28 protein-coding genes are annotated in these 26,477 nt (G+C 48.7%); 17 read left to right on the forward strand and 11 right to left on the reverse strand.

Going from position 1 to position 26,477, the window contains the following annotated elements:
* Positions 1-74 precede the first annotated feature (74 nt).
* From nrdD to HMPREF2711_RS08295, 4 genes are all read right to left on the reverse strand, one after another.
* Entirely contained in the window at positions 75-1,919 is a 1,845-nt protein-coding gene (gene nrdD, locus HMPREF2711_RS08280; RefSeq protein ID WP_081456502.1) for an anaerobic ribonucleoside-triphosphate reductase, read from the reverse strand.
* Between the two features lie 54 nt (positions 1,920-1,973).
* On the reverse strand, positions 1,974-2,483 hold the full coding sequence (gene nrdG / locus HMPREF2711_RS08285) for an anaerobic ribonucleoside-triphosphate reductase activating protein (protein ID WP_070615963.1): 510 nt from the start codon (positions 2,481-2,483) through the stop codon (positions 1,974-1,976).
* A gap of 287 nt (positions 2,484-2,770) precedes the next feature.
* A complete protein-coding gene (locus tag HMPREF2711_RS08290; RefSeq protein WP_003746986.1) occupies positions 2,771-3,913 on the reverse strand; it encodes a THUMP domain-containing class I SAM-dependent RNA methyltransferase in 1,143 nt (380 codons plus the stop codon).
* A gap of 117 nt (positions 3,914-4,030) precedes the next feature.
* On the reverse strand, positions 4,031-5,422 hold the full coding sequence (locus tag HMPREF2711_RS08295) for a nucleobase:cation symporter-2 family protein (RefSeq protein WP_003746988.1): 1,392 nt from the start codon (positions 5,420-5,422) through the stop codon (positions 4,031-4,033).
* A 335-nt stretch (positions 5,423-5,757) separates the two neighbouring features.
* Here HMPREF2711_RS08295 and dapA point away from each other — a divergent pair, with 335 nt between their 5' ends.
* The 7 genes from dapA (at position 5,758) to HMPREF2711_RS08330 (ending at position 11,159) form a co-directional block, all read left to right on the forward strand.
* On the forward strand, positions 5,758-6,633 hold the full coding sequence (gene dapA, locus HMPREF2711_RS08300) for a 4-hydroxy-tetrahydrodipicolinate synthase (RefSeq protein WP_003746989.1): 876 nt from the start codon (positions 5,758-5,760) through the stop codon (positions 6,631-6,633).
* Positions 6,634-6,714: 81 nt separating this feature from the next.
* Positions 6,715-7,845 (forward strand): outer membrane protein assembly factor BamC, encoded by a 1,131-nt coding sequence (gene bamC / locus HMPREF2711_RS08305; RefSeq protein ID WP_003746991.1) that lies wholly within the window; start codon positions 6,715-6,717, stop codon positions 7,843-7,845.
* 120 nt (positions 7,846-7,965) lie between these two features.
* Entirely contained in the window at positions 7,966-8,196 is a 231-nt protein-coding gene (locus tag HMPREF2711_RS08310) for an NGO_0222 family membrane protein (RefSeq protein WP_003746993.1), read from the forward strand.
* 9 nt (positions 8,197-8,205) lie between these two features.
* Complete coding sequence (rdgB, locus tag HMPREF2711_RS08315; RefSeq protein WP_070615965.1) at positions 8,206-8,799, forward strand: RdgB/HAM1 family non-canonical purine NTP pyrophosphatase; 594 nt, start codon at positions 8,206-8,208, stop codon at positions 8,797-8,799.
* 49 nt (positions 8,800-8,848) lie between these two features.
* Positions 8,849-9,211 carry a thioredoxin family protein gene (locus HMPREF2711_RS08320; protein ID WP_003746997.1) on the forward strand — a complete coding sequence of 121 codons (363 nt, stop codon included), beginning with the start codon at positions 8,849-8,851 and terminating at the stop codon, positions 9,209-9,211.
* 97 nt (positions 9,212-9,308) lie between these two features.
* On the forward strand, positions 9,309-10,484 hold the full coding sequence (hemW, locus tag HMPREF2711_RS08325) for a radical SAM family heme chaperone HemW (protein WP_003746998.1): 1,176 nt from the start codon (positions 9,309-9,311) through the stop codon (positions 10,482-10,484).
* Between the two features lie 135 nt (positions 10,485-10,619).
* The gene (locus HMPREF2711_RS08330; protein WP_003747000.1) at positions 10,620-11,159 is read left to right on the forward strand and encodes an opacity family porin; all 540 of its coding nucleotides are present in this window, start codon (positions 10,620-10,622) and stop codon (positions 11,157-11,159) included.
* A 104-nt stretch (positions 11,160-11,263) separates the two neighbouring features.
* On the opposite strand, the gene HMPREF2711_RS08335 is transcribed toward HMPREF2711_RS08330, so the two are convergent.
* The 7 genes from HMPREF2711_RS08335 to ruvB form a co-directional block, all read right to left on the reverse strand.
* Positions 11,264-11,632 carry a VanZ family protein gene (locus HMPREF2711_RS08335; RefSeq protein ID WP_003747002.1) on the reverse strand — a complete coding sequence of 123 codons (369 nt, stop codon included), beginning with the start codon at positions 11,630-11,632 and terminating at the stop codon, positions 11,264-11,266.
* Entirely contained in the window at positions 11,629-11,838 is a 210-nt protein-coding gene (locus HMPREF2711_RS08340; RefSeq protein WP_070589741.1) for a dioxygenase, read from the reverse strand. The genes HMPREF2711_RS08335 and HMPREF2711_RS08340 overlap by 4 nt, the downstream gene beginning before the upstream one ends.
* Before the next feature lie 103 nt (positions 11,839-11,941).
* Entirely contained in the window at positions 11,942-12,520 is a 579-nt protein-coding gene (gene pth / locus HMPREF2711_RS08345) for an aminoacyl-tRNA hydrolase (protein ID WP_003683307.1), read from the reverse strand.
* Positions 12,521-12,574: 54 nt separating this feature from the next.
* Entirely contained in the window at positions 12,575-12,847 is a 273-nt protein-coding gene (locus HMPREF2711_RS08350) for an RnfH family protein (RefSeq protein WP_003747009.1), read from the reverse strand.
* Positions 12,840-13,271, reverse strand: a complete 432-nt coding sequence (locus tag HMPREF2711_RS08355) for a type II toxin-antitoxin system RatA family toxin (RefSeq protein ID WP_003683270.1) — start codon at positions 13,269-13,271, stop codon at positions 12,840-12,842. Before HMPREF2711_RS08355 ends, HMPREF2711_RS08350 begins: the two co-directional genes overlap by 8 nt.
* 90 nt (positions 13,272-13,361) lie before the next feature.
* On the reverse strand, positions 13,362-15,269 hold the full coding sequence (locus tag HMPREF2711_RS08360) for an ATP-binding cassette domain-containing protein (RefSeq protein WP_070615967.1): 1,908 nt from the start codon (positions 15,267-15,269) through the stop codon (positions 13,362-13,364).
* A gap of 122 nt (positions 15,270-15,391) precedes the next feature.
* Positions 15,392-16,423: a Holliday junction branch migration DNA helicase RuvB gene (ruvB, locus tag HMPREF2711_RS08365; protein ID WP_036493848.1), complete on the reverse strand. Its 1,032-nt coding sequence runs from the start codon at positions 16,421-16,423 to the stop codon at positions 15,392-15,394.
* A gap of 216 nt (positions 16,424-16,639) precedes the next feature.
* Here ruvB and cmk point away from each other — a divergent pair, with 216 nt between their 5' ends.
* The 10 genes from cmk to HMPREF2711_RS08415 all read left to right on the forward strand — a co-directional run bounded on the left by cmk (position 16,640) and on the right by HMPREF2711_RS08415 (position 26,434).
* Positions 16,640-17,299, forward strand: a complete 660-nt coding sequence (gene cmk, locus HMPREF2711_RS08370) for a (d)CMP kinase (RefSeq protein ID WP_003747017.1) — start codon at positions 16,640-16,642, stop codon at positions 17,297-17,299.
* 155 nt (positions 17,300-17,454) lie between these two features.
* Positions 17,455-19,140 (forward strand): 30S ribosomal protein S1, encoded by a 1,686-nt coding sequence (gene rpsA, locus HMPREF2711_RS08375; RefSeq protein ID WP_003678994.1) that lies wholly within the window; start codon positions 17,455-17,457, stop codon positions 19,138-19,140.
* Positions 19,141-19,150: 10 nt separating this feature from the next.
* The gene (locus HMPREF2711_RS08380; protein WP_003678992.1) at positions 19,151-19,465 is read left to right on the forward strand and encodes an integration host factor subunit beta; all 315 of its coding nucleotides are present in this window, start codon (positions 19,151-19,153) and stop codon (positions 19,463-19,465) included.
* Positions 19,466-19,725: 260 nt separating this feature from the next.
* The gene (gene zapE, locus HMPREF2711_RS08385; RefSeq protein ID WP_003747022.1) at positions 19,726-20,862 is read left to right on the forward strand and encodes a cell division protein ZapE; all 1,137 of its coding nucleotides are present in this window, start codon (positions 19,726-19,728) and stop codon (positions 20,860-20,862) included.
* Between the two features lie 94 nt (positions 20,863-20,956).
* Entirely contained in the window at positions 20,957-21,382 is a 426-nt protein-coding gene (gene ndk / locus HMPREF2711_RS08390) for a nucleoside-diphosphate kinase (protein ID WP_003747024.1), read from the forward strand.
* A gap of 171 nt (positions 21,383-21,553) precedes the next feature.
* The gene (gene rlmN, locus HMPREF2711_RS08395; protein WP_003747025.1) at positions 21,554-22,642 is read left to right on the forward strand and encodes a dual-specificity RNA methyltransferase RlmN; all 1,089 of its coding nucleotides are present in this window, start codon (positions 21,554-21,556) and stop codon (positions 22,640-22,642) included.
* A gap of 8 nt (positions 22,643-22,650) precedes the next feature.
* Complete coding sequence (gene pilW / locus HMPREF2711_RS08400; protein ID WP_003683469.1) at positions 22,651-23,406, forward strand: type IV pilus biogenesis/stability protein PilW; 756 nt, start codon at positions 22,651-22,653, stop codon at positions 23,404-23,406.
* Complete coding sequence (locus HMPREF2711_RS08405) at positions 23,407-24,288, forward strand: helix-turn-helix domain-containing protein (RefSeq protein ID WP_003747027.1); 882 nt, start codon at positions 23,407-23,409, stop codon at positions 24,286-24,288.
* Between the two features lies 1 nt (position 24,289).
* Complete coding sequence (gene ispG / locus HMPREF2711_RS08410) at positions 24,290-25,555, forward strand: flavodoxin-dependent (E)-4-hydroxy-3-methylbut-2-enyl-diphosphate synthase (RefSeq protein WP_036493699.1); 1,266 nt, start codon at positions 24,290-24,292, stop codon at positions 25,553-25,555.
* A 33-nt stretch (positions 25,556-25,588) separates the two neighbouring features.
* The gene (locus HMPREF2711_RS08415) at positions 25,589-26,434 is read left to right on the forward strand and encodes a DUF817 domain-containing protein (RefSeq protein ID WP_003747031.1); all 846 of its coding nucleotides are present in this window, start codon (positions 25,589-25,591) and stop codon (positions 26,432-26,434) included.
* Positions 26,435-26,477 lie beyond the last annotated feature (43 nt).

Here is a 26,477-nt window from a genome sequence, read left to right on the forward strand (position 1 = left end):
CGGCCTATCTCAACATGATCAAGGCCGTCTGAAATTTCAGACGGCCTTAGGTTTGAAGCAATCTTTTTCAACGATTACGCCGCGTTACGGTGATAATGTCTGAGCGCGTGTTCTTTGCGCCGTCCGCTACTGAATGCGGAGACGCGTTTCAGATAGCCGATGACGCGGGTGCCGTAGTCGATATCGTGGCTGCCGCAGGCGGAACAGGCATGCAGGGTGCGTTTGTCGATATGGCCGCATTCGTTGCAGATGGTAATGCGCACATTCACGCAGAAGTAGTTGCAGCCGGTTTGTGCGGCGATGTCCAAGAGCGAGCGGTAGCCGGATTCGGGCAGGGCTTCGTCTAGGTTCAGGTGCAACGCGGAGCCGCCGTCGAGCCAGTCCACCAGTTCTTTGCCGTGAAGCAGGAATTTGTCGAGCGCGTTGATTTCTTCGTCTTCGACGACATAGAAATAGGAGTTGTAGCATTCGCGGCTGACTTTGTAGCCGTCGGCTTTGTCCCATTTGGCGTTTTTCACGCCGAGGTTTTCGGCGGGGACAAACTCGGTGTTGAACTTCACGCCGTAATGTTTGCTGGCGGCTTGGTTGGCTTCGAATATGGTTTTCAGACGGCCTTGGACGAAGTTGATGTAGTCATCGTTGTAGCCGACTTTGATGCCTTGCGATTCGGCGGCTTCCGCCATGCCGTTAATGCCGATGGTGAGGAATTGTTTGTCCAGCGTGATAAAGCCTGCATCGTAAACGGGCAGCATTCCGGCGGCTTGGTATTCTTCCATCAGTTTGCGGTAGGCGTATTGGTATTTGTGGATTTTCGCCACTTCGGCGGCAAGGTCGCGTCCATCTTGCTCCAGCCGGTTCATATTGATGGTAATGACGTTGATGGAACCTGTCGCCACGCCGCCCGCGCCGAGTGTGTAGCTGAAGGTGCGGTCTTCGATGGCGTTGCGCAGACGGCAGCAGGAAGCCAAGGAGTCGGGGTTGTTGGAAAGATAGACGAAGAAGGAATTGCCTTCCGCCAACTCTTTCGCCATTTCGTCAGCGAACACGGTGTCTTTGCATTTGCCGCCATCGGTCAGCATCGCAGCGGTCACGACAGGGAAGGTCAAAATGGCTTTGGTGCGCTCTTGGTTAAACCATTTAAGGAAGAAGTTTTGCAGCTTCGCCACGCTCGGCCACACTGGTTTGCTGAAATCGGGGAAGACGAAATCGCCGAACATTGCGTCAAAATAGTATTGATCGTAAACGGAAATATTCCAGAATACGCTCTGATAGCCGCGCGCGGCGGCAGGCTGGTTGATGCTGTACACCACCTGCTGCATATGGTTGGCAATTTCTTTGGCATGGGTTTCCAAATAATCGTCGCCGTAGTCTTTGCGGGCGAAGTAGTCGAAATAAGTCAGAAATTCCACTGTGGCCACCGCGCCGGCAAACTGCGCGCTGATGGCAAACACCAGGTTGATAAACGAGCCGCAAAACGATGCCAAATGCTGCGGCGCTTTAGATTCGCCGCCGAGTTTGCTTAAGCCGTCGAGCAGGAAGGGATACAGCGTAACCGACACACAATAAGGCTTGAGGCTGGTTTCGTCGTGCACATAAATCTCATGCGCCTCAATCTGGCGGATGTACTCATCGGCAACGGATTGGTCGAAAATTTCGGCGATTTTGCGCGACACTTGGGCGCGGTTAATCTGCACAAAAAAGTCTTTCATAATTTCCGCTTCCATCGTGGCGATGTTTTTTTGCGTTACGTTGGCATTGGCGTCCATTTTCGAGCCGTCCGCCGCGTTTTGTGCGCTGATGTAGTCGCGCATGAATTGTAGTTTTCCGTTTAACTGTTCGGGATGCAGCCGAATCATGTTAATTCTCCTGTATGGTTTGGTTGATTTATTAAACAATGACGGTTGGGCCGTCTGAAACATCGCTGTCAGCGAATACAATAAATTCAATTTAAATCAGTGCAATACAGCACCGGGCTAAATTGAAGCCACTGGAAAAACTTTAGGCGCAGGTTTGTCTTTGATAAACAAGCGGTTCAACACTTCGCCCGTGTGCAAATTGATAAACTTCTGATTGGTGGCCGGACTTTCAAAACCGCCCAACTCCATCTGCCAGCGGCCGGTTTTCAGATACGTCAGATAAGGCAGGATGCCGTCTGAAACCGCCTCCAGCTCTTCACGCTCCAGGCCGGTGTACAAGCAGGCTTTCAAACCCGCCTGCGTCACGATGGCCAGCATTTTCTGCAAGGCTTCCGGCTGCCATTCTCCGCCCATAAACAACACGCACGTAATCAATCCGCGATAGCGTTTCAGACGGCCTTTTAAATAATCCTCGGTCAATTCCGTGCCGATGCCCTCTTTCCATGTATCGGCACTGTGACAGCCTTTGCAACGCAGCGGACAACCGGAAAACAGAAACGCCAGCGACACTTCGCCCGGCACTTCCTGCCAAACAATTTGCTCGATTGTGAATTTCAAACCGCTCATTGCAACGCCATAAAACACAAGATATGGTATGCATTAAAACACAATACTACTAGATATGGTATTTTATTTAACAATCCATCTTTATTTTGTAATAGGTTTTTATAATTTAATAGATTGTAAATTTCAATAATTACATCTACACGGCTCCTTTGATAAAGGCCGTCTGAAAACAATTTCAGTGCATTAATATAAAAAAAGAAAAGCAAACTCCGTTATAACAAAGACGGTTTTAACAAATCAAAAAAGGCCGTCTGAAATCATCTTTCAGACGGCCTTAATTTCAGGTTTTACCCCCGATTCGAACCTTTCACCATATCCATCAAAAACAATCGGCAATCCAAATTACCGTTAAACAAAGGAATTTTACGCTTCGGAGAAAGGCGCATAAATTTCGGCATATCGCGATCACCGGTAAACATTCCTACCAACCAGCCGGCGTAATATTGTTTCAACCATGTACCGAGTTGCGGATATAAAGCCTGCAAAGCCTGAACCTCCGCAAGGCGCACGCCATAAGGCGGATTGGAAATCATAATGCCGTGTTCGCCGTTTGGGCGCGCGGCCTGCGCATCTTGCACGTCAAAGCGGATGAAATTATCCACTTCGGCGGCTTGGGCATTGGCCAATGCGGCGCGGATCATATAACGGTCGTTGTCGCTGCCGGAAATGGGCGCGGCGGCCGGTTTGATTTGTTTTTCAGCCTCACGGCGCAACGCTTGCCATTTTTCTTTGTCGAAGTTTTGCAGTTTTTCAAAACCGAAACGGCGCATCAAGCCCGGCGCACGATGTGTCGCAATCCATGCAGCCTCAATGGCAATCGTGCCGCTGCCGCAAAACGGGTCTTGGAAAGGCTGCGTACCATCGTAGCCTGCCAAAAGCAGCAAACCTGCCGCCAAGTTCTCTCTCAATGGCGCTTCGCCGGTATCCTGACGATAGCCGCGTTTAAAGAGTGCTTCGCCGGAAGTATCGATAAAGATTTCCACATTGCGTTCATCGATAAAGGCATGAATGCGGATATCGGGGTTGATTTTGCCCACGCTCGGACGCGCATCATAAATATCGCGGAAAGCATCGCAGACGGCATCTTTGATTTTCAAACCGACAAAATCCAAGCTTTTCACATTGGCGCGCTTGCCTTCGACTTTGACTTTGAAGGTCTGCTCCAGCTTAAACCAACCTGTCCAATGCAGATTTCGTGCCAGTTTGTAGATATCATGTTCGTTGCGATAACCTCCTTTGGTCAAGCGCAGCAAAACACGGCTGGCAACGCGCGAATGCAGGTTGATGCGATACACCTGCTCCATCGTGCCTTTACATGCCACACCGCCGTCAACAGCGCGGATATCCTGACATGCCATGCTGTCGAGTTCCTGCGTCAAAGGCGCTTCCAAACCGCGAGGACAAGTGATAAAAAGTGAATAAACCGTCATATAAAACCTTTCCGGGTAGGGCTATCCGAACCACTCGGATAACAAATAAAAACAATATTATAGCCGAAAAACCAAAAGGCCGTCTGAAACTTCAGACGGCCTTTGAATAACGCTTGCTTAGTGATCCAAACTATCGGTTTCCACCTTAACCGCTTTATCGGTTTTGTCTTCCGGCAAAACCAGGTTCAACAATACCGCCATAATACCGCCTGCGGAAATTGAGTTTTGGAACAATACCGGCAGGTTTTTGAACACTTCAGGCTCAAACGCCACACCCAAACCCAAACCGACAGAAGTTGCCGCGATAACCGCTTCACGGCGGCGAATACCGTGGCTGACCAAAATCCGCACGCCGGCAATCGCAATCAGGCCAAACATCAATACCATCGCGCCACCCAAAACCGGACTCGGAATCGTGGTAAACGCACGGCCGATAACAGGGAACAAGCCCAACAACACCAAAATCGCCGCGATATATTTGCCCACATGACGCGAAGCCACGCCGGTCATTTGAATCACGCCGTTGTTTTGCGCAAACGTGGTCAAAGGCAAAGAACCCAACGCAGTCGCAATCACAGACACCAAACCATCCGCCAACACACCGCCGCGCAGACGTTTGGTATATTCTTCACCCTCGATCGGCTGCTCGGAGACCATCGCAGTCGCCGTCAAATCGCCCACTGCTTCAAATACGCTCAACAAGAAAATCGCACCGGCGACAATAAACGCGTGCCAATCAAATGCAAAGCCATATTTAAACGGAACCGGCAGGGTAATCAGCGGCAGGTTTTGCAGGGCAGAAAAATCCACTTTGCCCAAAAACAGCGCAACGATATAACCGACAATCAAACCCACCGCAATGCCGCTCATGCGCAGCAACGGATTTTTTAAGCAGTTGAAAACCAAAACAATCAGCAACACCAGCGATGCCAGACCCAAGTTTTCCATCGAGCCGAACGTACCGTCTGCTTTCGCACCGAAGCCGCCGCCAAAGTCAGTAATGCCGACATGCACCAAACTCAAGCCGATCAACATCACGACCACGCCGCTTACAGTCGGCGTAATCACTTTTTTCAGATAAGGCAAAAGCCAGGCGGAGAAGCACACCAAAAATGCGCCGACAAAGGACACGCCCAAAAGCGTTGAAATCATCGCATCTTCAGTCAAACCGCCCTCTTTCATGCCGGTACCGAGCGCAATCATCACGGTTACAAAAGAGAAATTGACCGACTGAATCGACAACATACCCGAACCGACCGGCCCGAAACGGTTGACCTGCAAATAAGTACCGACACCGGAAGCCACCATCGCCATCGACACCAAATAAGCCGTCATTTCAACCGGCAGCTCCAACGCCCCGCCGACAATCAGCGCCGGCGTAATCATCGGGACAAAAATAGCCAAAAGGTGCGTAACCGCACTCAACAACGCATTCCCAAACGGCGGCTTGTCTTCCAAACCGTAAACCAAATCAGGCGAACCGGCCTGTTTATCTGTCATTTCGGCCATAATGACCCTTTCTTAAGAATCGTTAAAAAATATTAAGATGCGCATTTTAACTAATTTAAAATGTATCAGCAAATTCAAAATCATCAGGTCGTCTGAAAGTTTTGCCCAATCATTTTCAGACGGCCTCAAACAGCCTTAACACATTTTAATCCTTGACAGTATTTTTCCATCTTAAAACAAACAAACTAATGATTTAAAAATGTATTATTCATTAAGATAATGACAAATCACGATTAAACGGCCCGGCCTCATAGCGGATATGTTTCACACAAACAACAAAGTAAGCTACAATCCGATGAATAATCCACCCACATTATAAAATTAAAGGTTTCCGTATGTTAAAAGGCAGTCTGGTTGCCCTGATTACCCCGATGAATCAAGACGGCAGCATCAACTACGAACAACTTCGCGACTTAATCGACTGGCACATTGAAAACGGCACCGACGGCATCGTCGCAGTCGGCACCACCGGCGAGTCAGCCACCCTGCCTGTCGAAGAACATTTGGCCGTTATTGAAGCCACTGTCAAACACGTCAACAAGCGCATTCCCGTTATCGCCGGCACAGGCGCCAACAATACTGTCGAAGCCATCGCCCTTTCCCAAGCCGCCGAGCAAGCCGGTGCGGACTACACCTTATCCGTCGTCCCCTATTACAACAAACCTTCCCAAGAAGGCATTTACCAACATTTCAAAGCCATCGCCGAAGCCACTTCGATTCCGATGGTTATCTACAATGTTCCCGGCCGCACCGTCGTCAGCATGAGCAACGACACTATTTTGCGCTTGGCCGAAATTCCCAATATCGTGGGTGTCAAAGAAGCCAGCGGTAAAATCGGCAGCAACATCGAATTGATCAACAGCGTTCCCGAAGGTTTTGCCGTTTTATCCGGCGACGATCCTACCGGCCTGCCCTTCATGCTGTGTGGCGGCCACGGCGTGGTAACCGTCGCAGCCAACGTTGCACCGAAACTCTTTGCCGACATGTGCCGAGCCGCCCTTGAGGGCGATATTGCGACCGCCCGTCGTCTAAACGAGCAACTTATCCCAATTTATAACACCATGTTCTGCGAGCCCAGCCCGGCCGCGCCCAAATGGGGCCTGAGCTTATTGGGCAAATGCGAACCCCATGTTCGTCTGCCTTTGGTAGCACTGACCGAAGCCGGTCAAGCCAAAGTCCGAGCCGCTCTGGAAAAATCAGGACAAATCTGATCCGGAAATAAGGCCGTCTGAATCCCAAACACCCTTTTCAGACGGCCTCCCTGTTAAGAACTTCATCCACAGGAAAACAAGATGACCTATATCAAACCCATCGTAGTAGCCCTCGCCCTGATTAGCATGACTGCCTGTTCCGGCAGCAAAAAAGAACAACCCAAACTCGACTATCAAAGTCAATCACACCGCCTGGTCAAACTGGAAGTACCACCTGATTTGAACAACCCGGACCAAGGCAACCTCTATCAATTACCGGCAGGCAGCGGCGCCGTCCGCGCCAGCGACTTCAACAAACGCCGCACTCAAGCCGTACAACAACCTGCCAATGCAGAAGTTTTGAAATCCGTTAAAGGCGTACGCCTTGAGCGTGACGGCAACCAACGCTGGTTGGTTGTCGATGGCAAATCGCCTCGCGAAATTTGGCCGTTGCTGAAAGTGTTCTGGCAAGAAAACGGTTTCGACATCAAATCCGAAGAACCGGCCATCGGCCAAATGGAAACCGAGTGGGCTGAAAACCGAGCCAAAATCCCTCAAGACAGCCTGCGCCGCCTGTTGGACAAAGTCGGCTTGGGCGGCATCTACTCCACCAGCGAACGCGACAAGTTCATCATCCGCATCGAACAAGGCAAAAACGGTTCGACCGACATCTTCTTCGCCCATAAAGGCATGAAAGAAGTTTATGCCGACCGTAAAAAAGACACCACCATGTGGCAGCCAAGCGAGAGCGACCCTAACCTCGAAGCCGCATTCCTCGCGCGCTTTATGCAATACTTGGGCGTTGACGGCCAACAAGCCGAACAGGCCCTGACCCAAAGCGTTGCCGCCCGCAGCAATGCCTCCGAGTTGGCCCGTGTGGACAACGGTACCCTGCTGCTGGCAGGCGATTACGGCCGCAACTGGCGCCGCACCGCCCTTGCGCTCGACCGCATCGGTCTGACTGTTATCGGTCAAAATGCCGAACGCCGCGCTTTCTTGGTTCAACAAGCCCCAACCGAAGGCGAAGCAGTTGCCAATAAAAAACCCGGCCTGTTCAAACGCGTATTTGGCAAAGGCAAAGCAGAAGCACCAAAAACTTATCCTGAAATCATCGTCTATGTCGAGCCAATCAACAATGGCGCACGCCTCCATCTGTTGAACAAAGACGGCAGCCCATACAAAGGCAGCGATGCCTCCACATTGTTGAGCCGCCTGCACACAGAATTGCGTTAATCCGTTATTCGACTTAAGGCCGTCTGAAATATTCAGACGGCCTTTTTAACGGATACGGCATGGTTTCAAATTCTCAATCTGACGTTATAATCAAAACATTTTCCCCTTACCCAAGCTGCCATGACCCGACAAAAAGCCTATCTGATTCTGACCGCCCTGTTTACCCTGATGTTTATCGTCCTGATTCTGTTGGGTGCTTATCTTCTGAGCATTCACAGCAAACAATTTGCCGTTGCCGCCTTTCTGTTTGCCTTTGCCGCCGTTTTTGCCCAAATCGGCAGCCTTGCCCTTTACATCCGCCACAAAGCACGCGCGCAAATGGCCCGTATGCAGCAAACCGAAACCCATTAAGGAAAAACCATGTTTGAAAAAATCGTCCTTGCCAGTGGCAACGCAGGCAAACTCAAAGAATTTTCCCGCCTCTTTACCGACTTAAACATCGAAGTCCTGCCACAATCGCAGTTCAATACGCCCGAATGTCCCGAGCCGTACCATACCTTTGTTGAAAATGCCCTGGCCAAAGCACGCCATGCCGCCAAATACAGCGCCTTACCGGCACTTGCCGATGATTCCGGCATCTGCACCAACGCCTTAAATGGCGCACCCAGCATTTTCTCCGCACGTTATGCAGGCGAAAACCCCAAATCCGATGCCGCAAACAACGCCAAACTGTCTTCCGATCTTGCCGATAAAGACGATAAAAGCTGCTACTACGTCTGCGTACTCGTCCTCGTCCGCCACGAAAACGACCCGCAACCCATCATCGCCGAAGGCATCTGGCGCGGCCAATGGCAGGCCGAAGCAGCCGGCACAAACGGCTTCGGTTACGACCCGCATTTCTATCTGGCCGAACACGGTTGCACCGCCGCCGAGCTTGCCCCTGAAATCAAAAATGCCGAAAGCCACCGCGCCCAAGCATTGCGTGAATTGTTAAGAAAAATTGAATCCTTATAGACCAAAGGCCGTCTGAAACCTTCAGACGGCCTACCTCACATTCATTCCCATGCCCAAGCCCACACCTGAAGAATTGGCAGCCTTTGCAAAATTCGTTTCTGCCTTCATTCCTACCACACCTGACGAACTTCTTCAGCTCGTTGATGGTCAAAAAACTACTATCGTCTTTTTAGGCAAACCAAGCTGTTCATACTGTCGCCGTTTTGTTGCAAAACTGTCTACCGTTTCCTTAAACAAGCAGCTTACCATCCACTTTACCGACAGCAGCAACAAAGCAGCTTTAAAAACTTTTCGTAAACAACACGGCATCAAAACTGTTCCCGCATTACTCAAAATCTCACAAGGCAAAATAAAATCCGTCTGCAATTCCAAATTATCAGAAGAAGAAATTGAAGCATTTTTGAGCGCTTAGACTTTGCAAATTTCCTACTGATTACTTTCCCAGCCGACACTTTCAGTTAAAATAACGGCCTAAAAATTTCAGACGGCCTTGAGCCTCAACACATACCATGACCCAAATCACTTTCCAACGCCCCGGACAACTCACCGCCCTACCGCCCTTGTCGCTCTACATCCACACCCCGTGGTGCATCAAAAAATGCCCGTATTGCGACTTTAATTCCCACAGCCTGAAAAACGGCCTGCCGGAAGAAGCCTATATCGATGCCCTATTAACCGACTTGCAGCTTGAATTACCCAATATTTGGGGCAGACCGGTAGAAACCATATTCTTCGGCGGCGGTACACCCAGTCTGTTTCAAGCGGAATCAATTGACCGCTTGTTAAGCGGCGTGCGTTCGCTGTTGCGTTTGCAACCCGAAGCGGAAATTACTTTGGAAGCAAACCCGGGTACATTTGAAATTGAGAAGTTTCAGGGATTTAAAGACGCAGGCATTACGCGTCTATCTATCGGCGTGCAAAGTTTTAACGACGATATGCTTGCTCGATTGGGACGCGTTCACAACGGCAAAGAAGCCCTGACAGCCATTGATACTGCCTTGAAATTATTTGAAAAAGTCAATATCGATTTGATGTATGCCCTGCCAAACCAAACGGTTCAGACGGCCTTAAACGATGTGCAAACCGCTATTGCAACAGGCGTATCGCATATCAGCGCATATCATCTGACCATGGAGCCGAACACGCCTTTTGGTCATACGCCGCCAAAAGGTTTGCCGCAAGATGAAGCAGCATTGGATATTGAAGATGCCGTACACGGCGCATTGGAAAGTGCAGGCTTTATCCACTACGAAACATCGGCTTTTGCAAAACCAGCCATGCAGTGCCGCCACAATTTGAACTACTGGCAGTTCGGCGATTATTTGGGCATCGGCGCGGGCGCACACGGAAAAATTTCCTATCCCGACCGCATCGAGCGAACTGTCCGCCGCCGCCATCCCAACGACTATCTTGCCGCCATGCAGAGTAATCCGCATGAAGCAGTTGAACGCAAAACCGTTGCTGCCGAAGACCTTCCATTCGAGTTCATGATGAACGTCCTGCGCCTGACCGACGGCGTACCTGCTGCAACGCTGCAAGAACGTACCGGCGTACCCACTGCAAAAATTATGACACAAATCGAAACCGCCAGACAAAAAGGCCTGCTTGAATCAGACCCGACCGTGTTCCGCCCGACCGAACAAGGTCGTTTGTTCTTAAACGACTTGTTACAGTGTTTTTTATAAGTGCTGTTTTACAACAGTTGAACCATTTTTAGATTTGCTTAATTTACGACAAGAAAATACAATCAGAATAATTGTTGGGAATGAACAATCCCAGCGATTATCCACTACTCCTAATCCTACATTAAGGACAAAACAATGAAAAAAGTTCTGGTAACACTGATTGCTCTTTCCCTGCCTGCATTTGCATTGGCTGATGCAACCAAAGGTTTTTATGTTCAGGCTGATGCTGGTCATGCTACTGTAAAGGGAGATGCATCAGTTAAAGGCTTTAGCCCACGCATCTCTGCCGGTTACGATTTCGGCGATTTCCGTGTTGCCGCTGACTATACCCATTATAAGTCTGAAAAAATCAATACTGCCTCATTCGATGCTGAAGGTAAATACCACAGTGCCGGCGTTTCTGCTATTTATGACTTTGATCTGCAAACTCCTGTAAAACCTTATGTAGGTGCTCGTGTGGCTATTAATCATGCTTCTGCAAAAGTTAAGACAGCTAATTCATATTATGAACGCAGTGATACTAAAACTGGTGTTGGAGCAATGGCTGGCGTAAGCTACGAAGTAACACCTAACGTTGCCTTGGATGCAGGCTATCGCTACAACTATTGGGGCAAAATGAATAGCATTAAGTTCCATACTCACGAAGTATCTGCCGGCGTACGCGTAACATTCTAATTCTTGTCTTGAAGCAATCATTGCTTCAAATATCAAGTAACAAAAGGCCGTCTGAAACCTGTTTCTCAGGATTTCAGACGGCCTTTTAACTTCTTTAAATATATCTAACTTTTTGCTGCTTTTACTTTTGCTGCAAACCATAGCGCGGCAGCCGTACCTGCCATATCGGCAATACCGTCCGCAATCGAACCTTGGCGCGTAGTAGTCAGAAATGCCTGAGCCAGCTCGCTGCCTACTGCAAACAATAAGGCGGCAAACAGAATGCCTTTATAGGGAATATTCCTATTGTCTTGAATAAATATTTTTGCACACAACCATGCCTGACCGAAAAACAGTCCGAAATGGCCGACTTTATCAAAATGGGGAAATGGTGGAGCGCTATTGCCGCCCTCTCTGAAAAGTAAGGCATAAATGGCGGCCACAAACCAGATTAAGGCAGCGGCAGTAAATTTGTTTAACGGCAAGGCTTTCATTTATCGGCCTCTTCATCCAGCCATGTTTGACAGATGTCTGCCAAGCGGACAAATTTCCCACCCCGCGCCTTCAAAATATCACGCCATTGTGCCACTTCTTCTGCATCCGGGGCATCTTCAATACTGCATTCGTAAAGACAGAAGTCTAATGTTTCGCCAACAATGCCGGGGGCTTCGGTCTGCATCAGGTTGGTCAGTTCGTTCATATTTACTGTTTCTTTGATTGGTTTATCGCTAGCCAGACTGCGCCGTCTGTTTTCAGGCCGTCTGAATATGATGTGCAAGGCTGCCCGTTTGATTTGGGCACGCTTACTTACTGTGCAAAAAACGCGTTGCCTCTTCCCATTCGCCATTCAACACGGCCGGCAATCCTTGCAGGGATTTGGCGATGGAATCATCAATTTGCTGTCTGTGCTCCGCCGACGGTTTATTCAATACATAACCGACAACCAGATTACGGTCGCCCGGATGATCAATACCCAAGCGCAGGCGGTAAAAATTAGGCGTACCCAAACGAGCCTGAATGTCTTTGAGGCCGTTGTGTCCGCCGTTGCCACCGCCAAGTTTGAATTTGATACGGCCGCATGGAATATCCAGCTCGTCATGAACCACCAAGATTTCCTCCGGCTTGATTTTGTAAAACTGAGCCAAAGCAGCTACTGCCTGACCGGATCGGTTCATAAAAGTCATGGGTTTGAGCAGCCAAACATCACCATCAGGCGTAGTGGCGCGCGCTACTTCACCGTAAAATTTCTTCTCGTCTTTAAAATTGACTTTCCATTTCCACGCCAGTTCATCCAACAGCCAAAAGCCGACATTATGGCGCGTTTGTTCGTATTCTTGGCCTGGATTGCCCAAACCGACGATTAATTTAATTTTCAAGCTCATTACTGTTCTTTCAGTTTGACAGGCCGTCTGAAAAAGTTTCAGACGGCCTTCGATTTACTCTTGTCCGGCGCGTTTACGTCGCGCTTCTTTCGGATCAATCAACAATGGACGATAAACCTCAATCCGATCGCCATCTCGCAACACCGTCTCGTCTTTTACCGCCTTGCCGAAAATACCCAAAGGTGCTTGCTGCAAATCCAACTCTGGAAACTCTACCTCCAAACCGCTTTGCAGGGCGGCTTCGCGTACGGTTGTCCCTTCGGCAACGGTCATACCCTTCAACACTTGCCTATCGGCCAGTCCGTAAACAATTTCAATCTCAAGCATAGCGGCGGTCGGCCTCTTTAATAAAAGCATCCACCAGCGTGCCGGCAAGATGGCCGAACACCGGGGAAATCATGGCAGAGAGTACGGCATTGGAGAAATCGTATTCTAATCTGAATTCGACTTTGCACATATCATCGCCCAAATCGATAAATTTCCAAGTGCCGCGCAGGGTTTTAAACGGCCCTTCGAGTAAATCCATGCGGATTTCCTGCCCCGGGATATTGTGGTTGTGCGTCGCAAACGACTGCTTGACGCGCATATAGTCCATAAACAGGCGCGCTTTTAGCTCATTGCCTTTGCGTTCGATGACTTCGGTCTTGCTGTACCACGGCAAAAATTTTGGATAGTCCTCAACTTTGTCCACCAGCTCAAACATTTCCTTAGCGCTATGCAGCACCAATACGTTTTTCTCGACTTTTTTCATGTTGGTTGTAGATCTTGTTTTTGAATATTCGGGGTTCAGACGGCATGACTTAGAAAAGTATCTGCCCTACTTTGGGACAAAATTCCCAATTTAAACCGCTTCGCCATTTTGTTTCGCTTCCAGCCATTCCCAGCGTTCCAGCTTTTCCAAAAGCGACATCTCGATTTCTTCAGCCCTGCTTTGTAACACACCTGCTTTTTCGTAATCTTTGAAGATTTCAGGATCAGAAAGCTGGGTATTGATTTCAGACTGTTCGGTTTCCAAAGCGGCGATTTCGTCGGGTAGGGCGTCGAGTTCGCGCTGTTCTTTATAGGAAAGTTTGACCGTGCGGTTGGCTTTGGGTTTAACTTTTTCAGGCTCAGCAACTGCTTTAGGCGCAGAGGCCGTCTGAATTTTATCTTCCCGCGATTTTGCGTCGATATAGTCCTGATAGCCGCCGATGTATTCTTTCAGACGGCCTTGTCCTTCGAAAACAATGCTTTGGGTAATCACATTATCCAAGAACATACGGTCATGCGAGACAAGGAATACCGTGCCTTGATAATCGCGCAGCAAGTCTTCAAGCAGCTCTTGGGTATCGATATCCAAGTCGTTGGTCGGTTCGTCCAAGACCAAAATATTGGCAGGACGGGTAAAGAGTTTTGCCAGAAGAAGGCGGTTGCGTTCGCCGCCGGAGAGCGATGAAACAGGGCTTTGTGCGCGGGCTGGATGGAACAGGAAATCTTCCAAATAGCTCATGACGTGTTTTTTCTTGCCGCCGACTTCAACGTAATCATTGCCCTGTCCGAGCGTGTAAAACACAGTGTCGTTTTCATTCAACGCGCTGCGGAACTGGTCGAAATAAGCAACTTCCTGTTTACTGCCGATACGGATTCTGCCGTAGGTCGGCTGCAATTCGCCCAAAATCAGCTTGAGGAAGGTGGTTTTACCGATACCGTTTGGACCGATTAAGCCGATTTTGTCGCCGCGCTGCAAAATGGCGGAGAATTTGTCCATGATGACTTTGTCACCATAGGCAAACGAAGCATGTTCCAATTCGGCGATGATTTTGCCGCTTTTTTCGCCGCTGTCGAGCTTAAAGTTGACCTGCCCTTGTACGTTGCGGCGTTCGGCGCGCTGGCGGCGCAGCTCTTCCAAACGGCGCACGCGGCCTTCGTTACGGGTACGGCGCGCTTCGATGCCTTTGCGTATCCATGCTTCTTCCTGTGCGTGGAATTTGTCGAAGAGGCGGTTATGTTCCGCCTCGACTGCCAACTCTTGCGCTTTTTTCTCGCTGTATTTGGAGAACGAGCCAGGATAGGAGCGCAGAATGCCGCGGTCGAGTTCAACGATGCGCGTGGCGATATTATCCAAAAAACGGCGGTCGTGGGTAATCACGACCAAGCTGCCTTCAAACGCTTTGAGCAGGTTTTCCAGCCAGATAATCGCGTCGATATCCAAATGGTTGGTCGGCTCGTCCAGCAGCAATACGTCGGGCTTTTGCACCCAAGCCTGCGCCAAAGCGACGCGCTTTTTCTGACCGCCGGAAAGGTTGCCGATTTTTTCGTTTTCCGGCAAACCGAGTTCCCCCAAAGTCTGCTTGACTGCCGCATCCAGCTTCCAGCCGTCCTTCGCTTCGATTTCAAGTTGCAATTCGTTGAGTTCTTTCAACAAAGCCTCACTCGAACCATTTTCCAACTCATGGCTAACATGATGATAACGACTCAATAAATCGCGAATTTCGCCCAAGCCTTCAGCAACGGTATCAAATACGGTTGCGTCCTTATCAAAAAAGGATTCCTGCGGTACATAAACGATTTTAAGGTTGTTTTGAACAATAATCTGCCCGTCATCGAGCTTTTGTACGCCTGCAAGAATTTTTAAAAACGAAGACTTACCCGCACCGTTGCGGCCGATTAAACCGATTTTCTCGCCGCTGTCGAGTTGAAAAGAAGTTTTATCGAGCAAGGCGACGTGGCCGACAGCAAAAGAAGCATTTTCTACGGATAAGATATTCATGGGGAAACTTCAAAAAAGAAAAGGGGGACATTTTAACCGATTATCGGCAGATATTTACCGACAATCATATGAAATTGAAAGTATCAGGCCGTCTGAAAGCGGTTTTCAGACGGCCTTCATTATTATTCTTGAACCTTCAAACCGAAATGTAGATAGGCTCGTTCGGTTGCTACGCGTCCACGCGGTGTACGTTGCAAAAAGCCTTGTTGAATCAGATAAGGCTCAATCACATCTTCGATAGTATCGGTCGATTCACCAATCGCAGCGGCCACGTTTTCCAAACCGACAGGGCCACCGCTGAATTTGTGCAGAATCGCCTCAAGGAATTTCCTGTCCATCACATCCAAACCTTGCCCGTCCACATCCAGCATACTCAAAGCCGCATCGGCAATTTCCGCATCAATGACGCCGTTGTTTTTCACATCGGCATAATCGCGCACACGTCGCAAAAGGCGGTTGGCAATACGCGGCGTGCCGCGGCTGCGCTTGGCCACTTCCATCGCACCCTCTTCGCCCATGTCCAACTGCAACAATTGGGCTGAACGGGCAACAATAGTCGCCAAGTCTTTGTTTTGATAAAACTCCAATCGGGACACAATACCGAAACGGTCGCGCAACGGATTGGTCAACATACCGGCACGGGTCGTTGCGCCCACCAATGTAAACGGCGGCAAATCGATTTTGACCGAACGCGCAGCCGGCCCCTCTCCAATCATGATGTCCAACTGATAATCTTCAAGCGCAGGATAAAGGATTTCTTCAACCACGGGGCTTAAACGGTGGATTTCATCAATAAACAGCACATCATGCGGCTCGAGGTTGGTCAATAACGCTGCAAGGTCGCCGGCGCGCTCTAAAACCGGGCCGCTGGTTTGACGCAAATTAACGCCCAACTCTTTGGCGATAATATGCGCCAAAGTAGTTTTGCCCAAACCCGGTGGGCCAAATAGCAAAGTGTGGTCAAGCGCTTCGCCACGTTTTTTCGCCGCCTGAATAAAAATAGCCAGCTGCTCTTTGGCCTTATCCTGCCCGATATAGTCATCCAAAGTTTTCGGACGTAAAGCGCGTTCAAGCAATTCTTCCTGAGCTGAAATATTTTGAGCAGTGATAATGCGCTGAGGTTGTGCAGAAGTAAGATTATCGGTTTGTAACATAATGTTTCTAAATTCGAAGATCATTCCCGGCCCGTTGTTTCAGACGGCCCGAACAATCAGATAAAGCGGTTAAATTATGATTTTGGCCATTATACCCGATAAGGCCGAGCCACTTTTCCCTCAAATTTAAATCACACAAAAATTTTCGTTTTCAGACGGCCAAAGCACCGTATAATAAACGGTTAATTCAAATACCTATCGCATTCAGGAGAACACATGAGCCTCAAGCAAAAAGTCATCGCCATTGACGGCCCCAGCGCATCCGGCAAAGGGACGGTTGCCTCACGCGTAGCCGAAGCCTTGGGTTTTCTTTACCTCGACTCCGGTGCGCTTTACCGCCTGACCGCGCTTTACGCACAAAAACAAAATGTCGCCTGGACAGATGAAGACGCCGTCAGCACACTGGCAGAAACTTTGCCCGCACAATTTGAAGGCAGCGTTGTATTATTAAACGGCGAAGATGTATCCGAGCAAATCCGTACCGAAGCGATCGGCATGGGCGCATCTGCCGTCGCGCAGTTGCCTAAAGTGCGTACCGCCCTTTTGCAGCGCCAACGTGATTTCTTAACCGAAAAAGGTTTGGTCGCCGACGGCCGCGATATCGGCTCGGTTATTTTCCCTGATGCCGCATTAAAAATTTTCCTGACCGCAAGTGCCGATGTCCGCGCCCAACGTCGTGCCAAACAACTTGGCATCCCATGCGAAGGGGTTGCATTCGAGCGTATTTTATCGGACATTGAAGCGCGCGACGAAGCAGACCGCCGCCGCCCTGTTGCCCCATTGAAACAGCTGCCCGACGCCCTGCTTTTAGATACTGACAACCTTTCTATCGAAGAAGCTGTAAAAAAAGTGCTTGATTGGTATCATAAAGTTTAAAATTTGGAGTATAATCGCGAAGTTTTCATTTCAGACGGCCTGTTAACCCTAATAACAAGGCCGTCTGAAAACATTTCCCAACCTGCCGCGCCAAGGACGGCAGGTCATTTCAAACCTAACCCGCACCCCTTGGCGGTGTACCGAAAAGAGTATATATGACTATGGAAAATTTTGCCCAGCTGCTGGAAGAAAGCTTTACCCTGCAAGAGATGAACCCAGGTGAAGTGATTACTGCCGAAGTAGTCGGCATCGATCAAAACTTCGTTACCGTTAACGCAGGTCTGAAATCAGAATCTCTGATTGATGTTGCTGAATTCAAAAACGCTCAGGGCGAGATTGAAGTTAAAGTTGGTGATTTCGTTACCGTTACCATCGAATCTGTTGAAAACGGCTTCGGCGAAACCAAACTGTCCCGCGAAAAAGCCAAACGCGCTGCCGACTGGATCGCTTTGGAAGAAGCTATGGAAAACGGCGACATCCTGTCCGGCGTTATCAATGGCAAAGTCAAAGGTGGTCTGACTGTTATGATCAACAGCATCCGCGCATTCCTGCCGGGTTCTTTGGTTGACGTACGTCCTGTAAAAGACACTTCTCACTTCGAAGGCAAAGAAATTGAATTCAAAGTAATCAAACTGGACAAAAAACGCAACAACGTTGTTGTGTCCCGCCGCGCTGTTCTGGAAGCTACTTTGGGCGAAGAACGCAAAGCCTTGCTGGAAAACCTGCAAGAAGGTTCAGTTATCAAAGGTATCGTTAAAAACATCACCGATTACGGTGCATTCGTTGACTTGGGCGGCATCGACGGTCTGTTGCACATCACCGACTTGGCATGGCGCCGTGTGAAACACCCAAGCGAAGTTTTGGAAGTTGGTCAAGAAGTAGAAGCCAAAGTCCTGAAATTCGACCAAGACAAACAACGCGTTTCCCTGGGTATGAAACAACTGGGCGAAGATCCTTGGAGCGGCCTGACCCGTCGTTACCCACAAGGTACCCGCCTGTTCGGTAAAGTATCCAACCTGACCGACTACGGTGCATTCGTTGAAATCGAACAAGGCATCGAAGGTTTGGTACACGTTTCCGAAATGGATTGGACCAACAAAAACGTACACCCAAGCAAAGTTGTTCAACTGGGTGACGAAGTTGAAGTCATGATTCTGGAAATCGACGAAGACCGCCGCCGTATCTCTTTGGGTATGAAACAATGCCAAGCTAACCCTTGGGAAGAATTTGCCGCCAACCACAACAAAGGCGACAAAATCTCCGGCGCAGTTAAATCCATCACTGACTTCGGTGTATTCGTAGGTCTGCCTGGCGGTATCGACGGTCTGGTTCACTTGTCTGACCTGTCTTGGACCGAAGCCGGCGAAGAAGCTGTACGCAAATACAAAAAAGGCGAAGAAGTTGAAGCCGTTGTATTGGCCATCGACGTTGAAAAAGAACGCATCTCTTTGGGTATCAAACAACTGGAAGGCGATCCGTTCGGCAACTTCATCAGCGTAAACGACAAAGGTTCTTTGGTTAAAGGTTCTGTGAAATCTGTTGACGCCAAAGGTGCCGTAGTTGCTCTGTCTGAAGAAGTTGAAGGCTACCTGCCTGCTTCTGAATTCGCCGCTGACCGCGTTGAAGACCTGACTACCAAACTGAAAGAAGGCGACGAAGTTGAAGCCGTTATCGTTACCGTTGACCGCAAAAACCGCAGCATCCGTCTGTCTGTTAAAGCCAAAGACGCTAAAGAAAACCGCGAAGCGCTGAATTCAGTTAACGCCGCTGCAACTGCCAATGCCGGTACTACCAGCTTGGGCGACTTGCTGAAAGCCAAACTGTCCGGCGACCAAGAATAAGGTTGCAGACATGACGAAGTCTGAATTGATGGTTCGCCTCGCAGAAGTGTTTGCCGAAAAAAATGGCAACCAACTGCTGGCTAAAGATGTCGAATACAGTGTAAAAGTCTTGGTTGATACCATGACTCGCTCACTGGCTCGTGGACAACGTATCGAAATCCGCGGCTTCGGCAGCTTCGACTTGAACCACCGCCCTGCCCGTATCGGGCGCAACCCTAAAACCGGCGAACGTGTGGAAGTGCCTGAAAAACATGTTCCCCACTTCAAACCGGGTAAAGAGTTGCGTGAGCGTGTAGACTTGGCATTGCAAGAAAGTGCTCATTAATACTTAGTAGCAAAACGCCGCAGAAATGCGGCGTTTTTTTGTTTTTTCAAAAAATACTAAAGCCAGCCCTTTTTGCTTGCACCTTAATCGCACACTTTTCCAACTATATTGACAACAAAGCCTTTGCAAAAAACGCAGGCCGTCTGAAATCATTTATAATAGACCGACTATTCCATAATGAGAACATCATTCCGACTACCGTCCAAATTATTGCGGATGATGTTTCGACTATCGCCAGCAAAACATAATAAAGGTTATACATGAGCAATAGAGACCAACTATTTACGCCACCGCCATTTGAAAACCACAGCCCATTGACTTGGTATCAGGCCGCCGCCGAACAACCCAACTTCATCCGTGATGAAGCACAAGCACGAGCCATTGAATATTTGGATCGCTTATGGACCGAGCTGATGATGTTCAAACGCAAACGCAACCGTTTTCTCGGCCGCAGCCTGCGTTCCCCTCAAGTACCTAAAGGACTCTATTTTTATGGCGGCGTAGGACGCGGTAAAAGTTTCCTGATGGACGCTTTTTTTGGCTGCCTCCCTTATCGCCGTAAGCGCCGCGTGCATTTCCATGCCTTTATGGCCGAAATTCATCAACGGCTGAAAGCTTTAAAGAGTGAAGCGAATCCTTTAAAAGCCGTTGCAGCAGAAATTGCCAAAGAAACACGCGTATTATGCTTTGATGAATTTCACGTCAGCGACATTGCTGATGCGATGATTTTAGGCCGTTTGTTGGAAAACCTGCTGAGCGAAGGTGTTGTTCTAGTGGCTACTTCCAACTACGCCCCATCCGAACTCTATCCTCAAGGCCAAAACCGCAGCAGCTTTCTGCCAACCATCGCCCTTATCGAATCTAACCTGACCGTTTTAAATGTAGATGGCGGCGAAGATTACCGATTGCGCACATTACGCCCTGCCGAAATTTTCTTTGTGCCCAATAATGAAGAAAACGAGCAAAAACTGGCTGCTTTATTTAAAGAAATGAGCGGAATCTCTGAATTAAACCCGGGAATCAGCATTATTCATGGACGGGAAATTCCTCATAAAGCCCAGTCGGAACGCGCCATCTGGTTTGATTTCCGTGCATTGTGTTTCGGTCCGCGCTCACAAGCAGACTATCTGTATTTGGCCGAACATTACGAGATGGTTTTTCTATCAGGATTGGAACGCCTGACCCCTCAAGAAAAAGCAGAAGCACGCCGTCTGACATGGTTGATTGACGTTTTATATGACTTCCGCGTGAAATTGTGCGCCACCAGTGCCGTTGGCGTAAACGATATTTATGTTGAAGGCGATTTTGCCGAAGAATTTACCCGTACAGCCAGCCGTATGGTCGAAATGCAGTCCGAAGTCTATTTGGAGCAACCGCACCTGACTTTAAGCAAATAATGCCTTTCCCAAAAAAGGGCGAAATTTGGTAAAATACACTCCCCTCGCCTTTGGGTTACGACAACTTACCTTTCAATAAAAACAAGGACATAATATGGCCATCGAACGTACGATTTCCATCATCAAACCCGATGCGGTAGAAAAAAACGTCATCGGCAAGATTTACAGCCGCTTTGAAGAAAACGGCCTGCGTATTATTGCAGCAAAAATGAAACAGCTGTCTGAGCGCGAAGCAAAAGAATTTTATGCCGTACATAAAGGCCGCCCTTTTTACGAAGACTTGGTTAAATTCATGACACGCAATCCCGTCATGATTCAAGTATTGGAAGGTGAAAACGCCGTTGCTAAAAATCGTGAATTGATGGGCGCAACCAATCCGGCTGATGCCGCTCCAGGCACAATCCGCGCCGACTTTGCAGAATCTGTCAGCGTCAATGCTGTGCACGGTTCTGACAGCGTGGAAAACGCTGCGATTGAAATTGCCTACTTCTTCAGCCAAAGCGAAATCTGCCCACGATAAAAGCAAAAAGCCTGTAGCCGCTATACGGCCGTCCGATTCCATATCGGACGGCAAAACTGCTTTGTATGCACTACAAATGACAGGCCGTCTGAAACCCCTAAAGGCTTTTAAAGCAAAGCTGACCGATAAGCCTCTTTACTTTAAAAGCTTTATTGAGAAACATAAAAATACATGAAAACCAATCTACTAAATTACGATTTAAACGGACTGACGCAACACTTTGCCGAAATGGGTGAAAAACCTTTCCGCGCCAAGCAAGTCATGCGTTGGATGCATCAAGCCGGTGCACAAAACTTTGAAGAAATGACTGATTTGGCCAAATCATTGCGCGCCAAGCTGAATGAACAAGCCACAATTGAAGTGCCTAAATTAATGATGGCACAAGAATCAACTGATGGCACACGCAAATGGTTGCTGGATGTCGGCACGGGCAATGGTGTAGAAACCGTCTTCATTCCCGAAGCCGAACGCGGCACTTTGTGCATCTCTTCCCAGGTAGGTTGCGCATTGGAATGCACCTTCTGCTCTACCGGACGACAAGGTTTCAACCGCAACCTGACTGCCGCAGAAATTATCGGCCAGCTTTGGTGGGCTAATAAAGCCATGGGCGTTACCCCTAAAAATGAACGCGTTATCTCCAACGTCGTGATGATGGGGATGGGCGAACCCATGGCAAACTTTGATAATGTTGTTACCGCTTTGAGCATTATGCTGGATGATCACGGCTATGGCTTGAGCCGTCGCCGCGTGACCGTTTCCACTTCGGGCATGGTTCCGCAAATGGACAGACTGCGCGACGCTATGCCTGTTGCTTTAGCCGTATCTTTACACGCCTCCAACGACGAAGTGCGCGATCAAATCGTTCCGCTGAATAAGAAATATCCGTTGAAAGAATTAATGGCGGCCTGTCAACGCTATCTGGTCAAAGCACCCCGTGACTTTATTACCTTTGAATACGTTATGCTCGACGGCATCAACGACAAGGCCCAACACGCGCGCGAATTGATTGAATTGGTTAAAGACGTACCGTGCAAATTCAATCTGATTCCGTTCAACCCTTTCCCAAATTCCGGCTACGAACGTTCTACCAACGAGAATATCCGCATCTTCCGCGATATTCTGCAACAAGCCGGCTTTGTCGTTACTGTCCGCAAAACCCGTGGCGACGACATTGATGCCGCTTGCGGACAATTGGCCGGACAAGTACAAGATAAAACACGCCGCCAACAAAAATGGCAACAAATTTTGGTCGAACAATAAGGTTAATTATGAAAATCAAGTTCGGATTCGCTTTACTTACCGCACTGACTCTTTCTGCCTGCGCTTCCTCTTCCGGACCAAGCCCCAAAGAACGTGCCATTCAGGTTTCCAATATCAAAACCCAGCTTGCCGTGGAATATATGCGTGGCCAAAACTACCGCCAAGCTACCGAAAGTATCGAAGAGGCGCTTAAATTCAATTCAAAAAACGATATTGCTTGGTTGGTACGCGCTGAAATTTATCAGTATCTGAAGGTCCGCGATAAAGCTCAGGAAAGCTTTCTTAAAGCATTGTCTTTAAAACCGGATAGTGCGGAAGTTAACAACAATTACGGTTGGTTCTTATGCAATCAAATGAATGCACCTGCCGAATCTATGGCTTATTTTGATAAGGCACTGGCCGACCCGACCTACCCGAGCCCCTTTATTGCCAATATGAATAAAGGCATTTGCAGCGCAAGATTAGGCCAATACTCTTTGGCTCAGGCCTATTTGGAAAGGTCTTTGGCAGCCAACCCACAATTCTTCCCTGCTTTCAAAGAGCTTGCCCGAACCAAAATGATGGCAGGCAATCTGAACGATGCCGACTATTATTTCCGCCAATACCAAAGCAAAGTCGATGTCCTTCAGGCTGACGATTTGCTTTTAGGCTGGCGCTTGGCCACTGCCTTGGGCAATAAACACGCTGCATACGAATATGAAGCCCAGCTTAGGGCAAACTTCCCTTATTCTGACGAACTACAAACTGTTACAACAGGCCACTAAATGGAAAATAACGATAAAATCAACTACGACACACAAGCCGCCAAAACACTGGGGGATGAATTACGCAAACACAGAACTGATGCCAAAATCGATATTGAAGATGTTGCTTCACGTTTAAAACTGTCTGCCGAACAAATTGATGCCTTGGAAAAAGGGGAATATTCAAATTTTCCGGGCCTGGTCTTCGTCTCAGGCTATCTTCGTTCATATGCACGATTCCTCAAAATCGATGAACAAACCATCACCAAACATTTGCACTCGATTACTCCGCAACTTGAAGACCATGTATATGCAGTAACACGCAGCACCAACAGCGGCTTAAGCTATGAAGATGCTGAAAAACAGGGTTTCCCCAAATGGATATTGGGTGCAGCCGCATTGGCTTTAGCAATAGGCGGTGTTTACTTTTGGCAAAGTAAATCCAGCTATGAAAACGAACAGGCAAATATTCAAAACAGCAAAGATGTTGCCGATACGATGAAAACGCCTGCTTTGAAAATGGATAATGTTGCCGTTAGCGAAATGACCGAAGAGGGCAAAAAAGAAATTACCAATAAGCCTGAAGCAGCCAATGAACAAGCAGCTTCAGCAGCTTCTGCCGTTGTAGAAGAAAAGCCTGCCGTCAAAGTTGAGAAAGACGAACTTTGGATTAAAGTCCAATACCGAAGCAATCTGATTATTGCAGACAAAGATGGAAAAGTAGTATTCAGCCGCATTGTTCCGGCCGGAAGCGAACATCGTCTGAGAGGCGGTGCGCCTTATAATGTTTGGATCGGTATTGCAGCCGGTTCGGAAGCCAATTACGGCGGCACACCAATCGAACCTTTAAAACACCGTGTTGCCGGTGAAAAATCCGCCTCTTTTGTTGCAGGAAAAAACTAAAATGACCACACCTAAACGCCGTCTGACACATCAAGTACAAATTGATCATCTCATCGTCGGATCGGATGCGCCCGTTGTTGTGCAATCTATGACCAATACCGACACCGCAGATGCAGAAGCAACCGCCCGACAGGTCAAAGAGTTGAGCGATGCCGGCTCGGAAATGGTACGCATCACGGTCAATACTCCGGAAGCGGCTTCCAAAGTCGCCGAAATCCGCAGCCGCTTAGACGATATGGGTTACACCACGCCCCTGATCGGCGACTTCCATTTCAATGGCGAACGCTTATTGGCTGAATTTCCTGAGTGCGGCAAAGCCCTGTCTAAATACCGCATCAACCCGGGCAATGTCGGCAAAGGCGCAAAAGGCGATGAGAAATTTGCCTTTATGATTCGTACAGCGGCAGAAAACAATAAAGCCGTACGCATCGGCGTGAACTGGGGTTCACTTGATCAAAGCCTTGCCAAGCGCATGATGGATGCCAACTTGGCCTCTGCCACACCGAAGCCGCCTGAAGAAATCATGAAAGAAGCTTTGATTGTTTCGGCGCTGGAGTCGGCAGAAAAAGCCGTAGCTTTGGGTTTACCCGAAGACAAAATCATTTTGTCGTGCAAGGTCAGTGCCGTACAAGACTTGATTCAGGTTTACCGCGAATTGGGCAGCCGTTGCCGCTATCCGCTCCATCTCGGTCTGACCGAGGCTGGCATGGGCAGCAAAGGTATTGTGGCATCTACCGCTGCCTTGGCTGTATTGCTGCAAGAAGGTATCGGCGACACCATTCGAATCTCCCTGACCCCTGAACCCGGCAGTTCGCGCACTCAGGAAGTCATTGTCGGTCAGGAAATCCTGCAAACCATGGGCTTGCGTTCCTTCACACCAATGGTTACAGCCTGCCCGGGCTGCGGCCGTACCACCAGTACCGTATTCCAAGAATTGGCGCAAGACGTACAAAACTATTTACGCCAAAAAATGACTATTTGGCGCACTGAGTATCCAGGCGTTGAATCATTGAACGTTGCCGTAATGGGTTGCGTAGTCAATGGCCCGGGCGAGAGCAAGCTTGCCGATATCGGTATCAGCCTGCCAGGTACAGGCGAAACTCCGGTTGCGCCGGTTTATGTAGACGGCGAACGCAAAGTGACCCTCAAAGGCGACAATATCGCTGCCGAGTTTTTGCAAATCGTTGAAGATTATGTCAAAACCAACTACTGCGAAGGTGGCGCAAAACGTAAGCAAAACCGTGTCATTCCGATTCAGTCCGCCTAAAACATTATCAAGCTAAAGAGGCCGTCTGAAAATATGCTAGGCAAACTGGATACTTGGCTGACTGAGCATCCCAAACGCAAGGATTTGCATGGTTGGCGACGCTTTATCGTTGAATTTTGGTTTTTCGGTTTGAAAGAAGCACGAGCCTGCTTATTTGCAGGCTTGTTTTTCATTGCCATGTTTCTTATTCCGAAAACAGGTTGGCTGGGAATTTCGCGCTATGACCTGCTGCTGATTTTTGCTGTCTCCGTACAAGCAGTCATGCTGTATTTCAAGCTGGAAACTTGGGACGAAGTAAAATCGATTACGCTGTTTCACTTGGTCGGCTTTGCTTTAGAGTGGTTCAAAACATCGGGTGGTATCCAATCCTGGAGCTATCCGGAAGAAGCATATACCAAAATCGGCGGCGTACCGCTGTTTGCGGGCTTTATGTATGCCGCGGTCGGCAGCTATATTATCCAAGCATGGCGGCTGTTTGATCTCAAAATCAAAAGCCATCCGCCATATTGGTTGGGCACTTTGTGCGCACTGGCGATTTATATCAATTTTTTCACTCATCACTATATCGGCGACTATCGCTGGTATCTCGCAGCCTTTGCTCTCGGCCTATACGCCCGGACGACAGTCTTGTACACGCCCTATGACACTACTCGCAAAATGCCGCTCCTGCTCGCTTTTGTCCTGATTGGATTTTTCATTTGGCTGGCGGAAAATTTAGGAACTTTATTCGGTGTTTGGCGCTATCCCAACCAAATCGGCGCGTGGGCATCGGTACACATCAGCAAATGGAGCTCATGGGCTTTGCTGGTGATGATGACTTTTACCATCGTTGCGAATTTAAAACACATTAAACATACCATCAGCGTATCGAAAGATTAATTGTTCAACATATATAAAAAGGCCGTCTGAAACTTTCAGACGG

This window comes from Neisseria sp. HMSC070A01, from assembly GCF_001810165.1.
Classification (GTDB): Bacteria; Pseudomonadota; Gammaproteobacteria; order Burkholderiales; family Neisseriaceae; genus Neisseria.